Source organism: Deltaproteobacteria bacterium, assembly GCA_005879795.1.
In the GTDB taxonomy this organism is placed as follows: domain Bacteria; phylum Desulfobacterota; class Binatia; order DP-6; family DP-6; genus DP-6.
In genome coordinates this window covers 1-6,070 of sequence record VBKJ01000168.1, presented here as the reverse complement: position 1 = coordinate 6,070, position 6,070 = coordinate 1, and the positions used below count along the sequence as shown (strand labels likewise).

Annotated in this window: 5 protein-coding genes; 4 read left to right on the top strand and 1 reads right to left on the bottom strand. The window is 68.9% G+C overall.

Features of this window, described 5'->3' with window-relative positions:
- Positions 1 to 907 (bottom strand): GAF domain-containing protein (locus E6J59_14920; protein TMB18253.1); only part of this gene is annotated, 907 nt, incomplete at its 3' end.
- A gap of 195 nt (positions 908 to 1,102) precedes the next feature.
- On the opposite strand from E6J59_14920, the gene E6J59_14915 reads away from it, so the two are divergent.
- From E6J59_14915 to E6J59_14900, 4 genes are all read left to right on the top strand, one after another.
- Positions 1,103 to 2,263 carry a two pore domain potassium channel family protein gene (locus E6J59_14915; GenBank protein TMB18252.1) on the top strand — a complete coding sequence of 387 codons (1,161 nt, stop codon included), beginning with the start codon at positions 1,103 to 1,105 and terminating at the stop codon, positions 2,261 to 2,263.
- Between the two features lie 129 nt (positions 2,264 to 2,392).
- Positions 2,393 to 4,096: an FAD-dependent oxidoreductase gene (locus tag E6J59_14910; protein TMB18251.1), complete on the top strand. Its 1,704-nt coding sequence runs from the start codon at positions 2,393 to 2,395 to the stop codon at positions 4,094 to 4,096.
- The gene (locus E6J59_14905) at positions 4,089 to 4,397 is read left to right on the top strand and encodes a UBP-type zinc finger domain-containing protein (GenBank protein ID TMB18250.1); all 309 of its coding nucleotides are present in this window, start codon (positions 4,089 to 4,091) and stop codon (positions 4,395 to 4,397) included. Before E6J59_14910 ends, E6J59_14905 begins: the two co-directional genes overlap by 8 nt.
- 139 nt (positions 4,398 to 4,536) lie before the next feature.
- The coding region (locus E6J59_14900) for a discoidin domain-containing protein (GenBank protein TMB18249.1) at positions 4,537 to 6,070 on the top strand (1,534 nt) is incomplete at its 3' end.

Below are 6,070 nucleotides of genomic sequence, written 5' to 3'. Positions count from 1 at the left end.
GCGCCGCGAGATCCGCACGCCCGAACCGCGCGGGTTCTCCGGCCGTGAACGCCCTGCCCGCGGGCGACCCCTCCACCGGGACGAACATGTGCTCCTTGATCAGCCCCTTGCCGGCGAACTCGAGCGCCCACATGTCGAACGCGTTCCGCTCGCGGTCGTAGACCGCGAGGCTCGTGTAGTCGTGCGCCACGACACGTCGCAGGCAGGTCGCAATGGCGCTGAACAGCGCCCGCGGCTCGAGGTTCGAGACGAGCGCGTTGTTCACCTCGAGGAGCAACTCGAGGCGATCGCGTTCGCACGCCAGCTGCTGCTGCGCCTGCCGGGCGGCTTCGTGATGGAGCGTGTTGTCGACGGCCAGCGCCACCTGGCTCGTGAGCTCCTGCAGGACCTCGACGTCGGAGTCCGAGAAGGCATCTTCGTCCTGGCTCGCGAAGCTGAGCCCGCCGAGACGGCGGAGCGGCGTCGTCAGAGGGAGGACGCAGAACGATCGCATGCCCTCGGCGCGCAGGATCCGTCTGACCTCGGCGAAGCGCGTCTCACGGTCGATGCGCGGCACGACGAGGGGCCGTTGCGTCTGCCACACGAGGCCCGCGGGAGACTCGGGCACGGGCAGCTCGAGGTCGGTGGTGAAGGTCGGCTCGAGTGAGACGATGGTGTGAAGGCGCATGACGTCGCGCTCCGGATCATGGAGCACGATCGCGAGCCGGTCGAAGCGAGCGACCCGGCGAAGAAGCCCGGCCAGGTCACATAGGAGGCTCTTCAGGTCCCGGTGCGAGGCCGTGGCGTGCGACACGTCGAGCAGCATCCGGTGGAGATTGCCCGGCGCGCACGCCCGGTGATCGGCGCGCGCCTCGCTCACCATCGCATCTCCCCTCCCCTGGAGTTGGTCCCCGAGAACATGTCCCATGTCCCGAATGGCTGCCTATGTAGCCGGCCGTTCCGGATGAATCCATAGCCCTCGGCACGCTGGACGTGAACACCGTTCCAGGGAGCCGCCCCGAGGCAGGACGCGCGGGATCGCCTACGAGCGCAGCGTGCCGATGGGTCGGCAGCGTCCGGCGCGTTCGGATCGCAGCTCCATCGATCCGACGGCGCGCGTCGGATGCTGGCGCATCGTGCCCGAGAGGCAGCGAGGAAGTCGACGCGGAGGTGCGCTGACGATATACAACGAGGTCTGATCCGGACCATGCATCCATGGGCCGCTGCCGTCGCCGCTCTCCTCATCTTCGTCATTCTCTGGGATGCATTCCAGACGATCATCCTCTCCCGCCGCGTCTCGCGAAGGTTCCGGCCGACGCGGGCCTTCTACCGGTTCCTGTGGACGCCATGGAGAGCGGCCGCGAAGCGATTCCCCCAGGGCAACCGACGGGAAAACGTTCTCACGGTATTCGGCCCGCTCTCGCTGATCCTGCTCATCGCTCTCTGGGCACTCGGCCTGATCGTCTCCTTCGCGCTTCTCCATTGGGGTGTCGGATCGCAGGTGACAGGTCCGGACGGCCGCTCGGGATTCGGCGTAGACCTGTACATGAGCGGCACGACCTTCTTCACGCTCGGCCTGGGAGACGTGACCCCGCGAACGACGCTCGCCCGCGGGCTCACGATCCTGGAGTCCGGCATGGGGTTCGGCTTCCTGGCGCTCGTGATCGGCTATGTGCCCTTGATCGCGCAAGCGTTCTCCCGCCGGGAAGTGAGTATCTCGATGCTGGACGCGCGGGCCGGCTCCCCTCCGACGGCAGCGCGGCTCCTGCGCCGGCACGTCCGGGACGGGGATGACGATCTTCGCGGGCTGCTCCGCGACTGGGAGCGCTGGTCCGCGGAGCTTCTCGAGAGCCACGTCTCGTTTCCGGTGCTCTCCTACTTCCGCTCGCAGCACGATAACCAGTCGTGGGTCGCGGCCCTGACGACGATCCTCGACGTCTGCTCCCTTGTCGTCGCACGGATCGAGGACAAGCCGGTGCCCACGGCGCGGCTGACGTTCGCGATGGCGCGTCACGCCGTGGTGGACCTGTGCGCCGTCTTTCGTCTAAAGCCGACGCCCCCAGTCGTCGATCGACTGCCGCCCTCGGAAGAGAAGCGACTCGAGAGCTTTCTCGCCGCGGCCGAGGTTCGGTTTCGCGCGGACGAGGCCTCCGTCGCCAAGCTCAGGGCACTGCGCGCGATGTACGAGCCCTACGTGCAGGCGCTGTCGAGCTTCCTGATCATGCCGCTGCCCGACTGGCTCCCCCCGGAAGGCGTGAGCGACAGCTGGCACACGATCGCATGAAAACGCGCCGCTGCCGCCACACGTACATCTCGCTGCTCCTCACTGTCGGCGCGAAGCCTCCCACCTTCCCCGCTGCGGCCGAGGGAAGGCTTGCCGCAAGGCAAAAGAGGCGTATTGTCTCCAGACTCCATGGCTGCGCCTGCGCGCCCGCTCATCGAGACCCGCTACGAGCAGATGTTCCCCACCCTGGAGCCCGCGGAGGTTGAGCGTCTGCGGCGCTTCGGCGAGCGTCGCGCCTACCGCGCAAGCGAGCGGCTCGTCGCGACCGGCGAAATCAGTCCCGGCATGTTCGTCGTTCTGACCGGTGAGATCGCCATCACGCAGCACAACGCGCTCGGGCGCGACGAGGCGATCGTCACGCACGGTCCGGGCTCGTTCATGGGCGAGCTCAGCCAGCTGTCCGGCCGCCCGTCGCTGGTGGACGCGCATGCCGTGAAGCCGGTCGAGGCGCTCGTCATCCCACCCCGCAAGCTGCGCGACGTTCTGGTCGCGGAAGCGGAGCTCGGCGAACGCATCATGCGCGCGCTCATCCTGCGCCGCGTCGGTCTCCTCCAGAGCGCCGTCGCGGGCCCGCTGATCATCGGCCACGCCGGCGACGGCGACGTGCTTCGGCTGGCAGGATTCCTCGCGCGCAACGGGCATCCGCACCACACGCTCGACCCCGACAGCGACTCCTGCGCGAAGACCCTGCTCGAGCGATTCAGCGTCGACCCGACGACGCTGCCGATCGTCCTCTGCCCGAACGGACGGATGCTCCGGAACCCGAGCGAGGTCGAGCTCGCGCGCTGCCTCGGCCTCGTGCGACCCATCGATCCGAGCAACGTCTATGACGTCGCGATCATCGGCGCCGGACCGGCCGGCCTCGCGGCGGCGGTCTACGCGGCGTCCGAAGGGCTCTCGGTGATCGTGCTCGATCGCCGCGCCTTCGGCGGGCAAGCCGGCGCGTCGGCGCGAATCGAGAACTACATGGGGTTTCCCACCGGCATCTCCGGTATGGCGCTCATGGCGCGCGCGCACAGCCAGGCGGAGAAGTTCGGGGCCGAGATGGCGATACCCGACGAAGTCGTGCGTCTGCGATGCCGCCCCGCTGGCGAGGACGCGCGGTTCGAGCTGGGGCTCGCCAATGACGAGCGCGCCAGCGCCCGCACGGTCGTGATCGCGAGCGGCGTCCGATACCGCCGCCTCGATGTCGCGAATCTCGCCGAGTTCGAAGCCTCGTCCGTGCACTACTGGGTCTCGCCGCTCGAGGGGAAGCTCTGCGCCGGGCAGGAGGTGGCGCTGGTCGGTGCCGGCAACTCGGCGGGCCAGGCGGTCGTCTATCTCGCGAGCCAGGTGGCCAAGGTCTGGCTTCTCGTGCGCGGACGGAGCCTGGATGCGAGCATGTCGCGCTATCTCGTCGACCGCCTCGCGGCGCTGCCGAACGTCGAGGTGCTGGTGCAGACCGAAGTCACCGCCCTCGAAGGACAGGGCGGCATGCTCGACACCGTCCGCTGGCGCCATCTGCCGTCGGGCGAGCAGACGGGGCGCCCGCTCCGCCACCTGTTCCTCTTCATCGGCGCCGACCCGAACACCGCGTGGTTGTCGCAGTCCGACGTGGCGCTCGACGACAAGGGCTTCGTGCGCACGGGCGGGGACCTCGGGAACGGGCACCGGCCGCTCGAGACGAGCCGCAAGGGTGTGTTCGCGATCGGTGACGTGCGCGCCGGGTCGGTGAAGCGCGTTGCCGCCGCTGTCGGCGAAGGCGCGCAGGTGGTCGCGACGCTGCACGCGTTTCTCGCCGACGTCCGTGGTGAAGCGGCCGCCATGGGCAACATCGGGAGGACCAATGGCTGACGAATGCGCCCACCAGGCCGGCATCCGCAAAGTCGTCCCCAGCGCGCTCGGCTGCGAGGAGTGCCTGAAGATCGATTCGATCTGGGTGCACCTGCGGCTCTGCCGGACGTGCGGTCACGTCGGCTGCTGCGACAGCTCGCCGAACCGTCACGCGACCAAGCACTTCCACGCGACGGGGCATCCGATCATCGAGGGCTACGACCCGCCCGAAGGTTGGGGATGGTGCTACGTCGACGAGGCGACGCTCGACCTCTCCGACCGCACCACCCCGCACAACGGTCCGATCCCGCGCTACGTCTGAGGCTCCGTCTCAGACCTCGGAGGGTTCAATTCAGGGCGAGACCCTCGACGACTTTGCCGACGTCTCCGGCTGGACCCCGGTGGCGTCGGGACAGGCGCACCTCGACATTTCCCGGGATCGAGGGCGCCGGGGCGACGCCATGCGGCTCGACTTCGATTTCAAAGGCGGCGGCGGCTTCGTCGTCGCGCGCAAGCGCTTCTCGTTCCCACTGCCGGACGCTTATGCTTTCACCTTGGACGTCCACGGGGTGGCGCCCGCCAACAAATTCGAGTTCAAGCTCGTCGACCCCGGCGGCCAGAACGTCTGGCGGTACCAGGCGGAGGCATTCGACTTGCCCGCGGAGTGGCGATCGCTGCGGATCGGGAGCAGCCAGATCGACTTCGCCTGGGGACCGGCGGGGAGCGGCCCCATGCGCCAGGTCGGCGCGATCGAGTTCGCGATTACGGCGCCGCCGGGGGGGAAGGGCACGCTCTGGATCGCCAACCTGTGCCTCGAGGATCACAGCTTTCGCTCGACGCCGGCCGTCCAGGCGTCGAGCGCGCTGCCGGGGCACGAGCCCCGGTGCGCCGTGGATCGTTGCTTGGAGACGAGCTGGCGGAGCGAGCCCTCCGACGAGCCGCAATGGTTCCTGGTCGACTTCGGGGAGGTGCGCGAATACGGAGGGCTGATCGTCCGCTGGGACCCGACGACGACAGCGCGGCCGTTCGACCTCGAGAGCTCCGACGACGGCACGGCATGGAAGACGGTCTACTCGGCCAAGCGCCCCGACGCGGCGCGCAGCTACGTCTACCTGCCCCACGGCACGTCGCGACGGCTCCGGCTTCGCCTGCACGGCGGCGTCGACGGCAAGGGAATCGGCATCGCCGAGATCGACGTCAAGCCGTACGAGTTCTCCCGCTCGCTCAATGCGTTCTTCGGGAATATCGCCGCGAACGAGCCCAGGGGACTCTTCCCCCGATACCTCTCGGGAGAGCAGACCTACTGGACCCCGGTGGGCAGCGTCCTCGGGGGCGTCACGCAGGGGCTCCTGAACGAAGACGGCATGCTCGAGGTCGACAGGGGCACGTTCTCGCTCGAGCCCTTTCTGTACGTCGGCGAGGAGCTCGTCACCTGGGCCGACGGCTCCCCCACGCAGGAGCTGGAGCAGGGATTCCTTCCCATCCCGTCGTCCGTGTGGCGGAAGGACGGCATCGCTCTCAAGTCCACCGCCTTCGCGACCGGCGAGGCGGGGAAGGCCGTCCTGTACATGCGGTACCGGCTCGAGAACCTGGAGACCGAGCCACGGCGGGTGCGCTTCTTCGCCGCCGTGCGCCCGTTCCAGGTGACGCCGCCCTGGCAGGCCTTCAACGACCTCGGCGGCGTCAGTGCCATCACGACGCTCGAGTACGTGAGGGGCGCCGTATGGGTGAATCGCCGGAAGGCAGTGATTCCCCTGACCCCGCCGAGCGGGTTCGGGGTGGCGGCGTTCGCACAGGCTCCCGTGACCGAGTACCTGCTAGCGGGCGACTTGCCCCCCGAAGACGCAGTGAGCGACGGCTTCGGCTACGCCTCCGGGGCCCTGCGGTACGACCTCGACCTCCTCCCGGGGTTCGCTCGGGACGTCTATCTGGCGACGCCGTTCGGGGCAGCAGACCCTGCCCTCGCCCCCTCGTTCCGAGACTTCGACGGTGCGG

Coding starts and splice junctions, on each gene's coding strand:
- E6J59_14905 (TMB18250.1), top strand. CDS start 4,089: ATGGCTGACGAATGCGCCCACCAGGCCGGCATCCGCAAAGTCGTCCCC.
- E6J59_14915 (TMB18252.1), top strand. CDS start 1,103: ATGCTGGCGCATCGTGCCCGAGAGGCAGCGAGGAAGTCGACGCGGAGG.
- E6J59_14910 (TMB18251.1), top strand. CDS start 2,393: ATGGCTGCGCCTGCGCGCCCGCTCATCGAGACCCGCTACGAGCAGATG.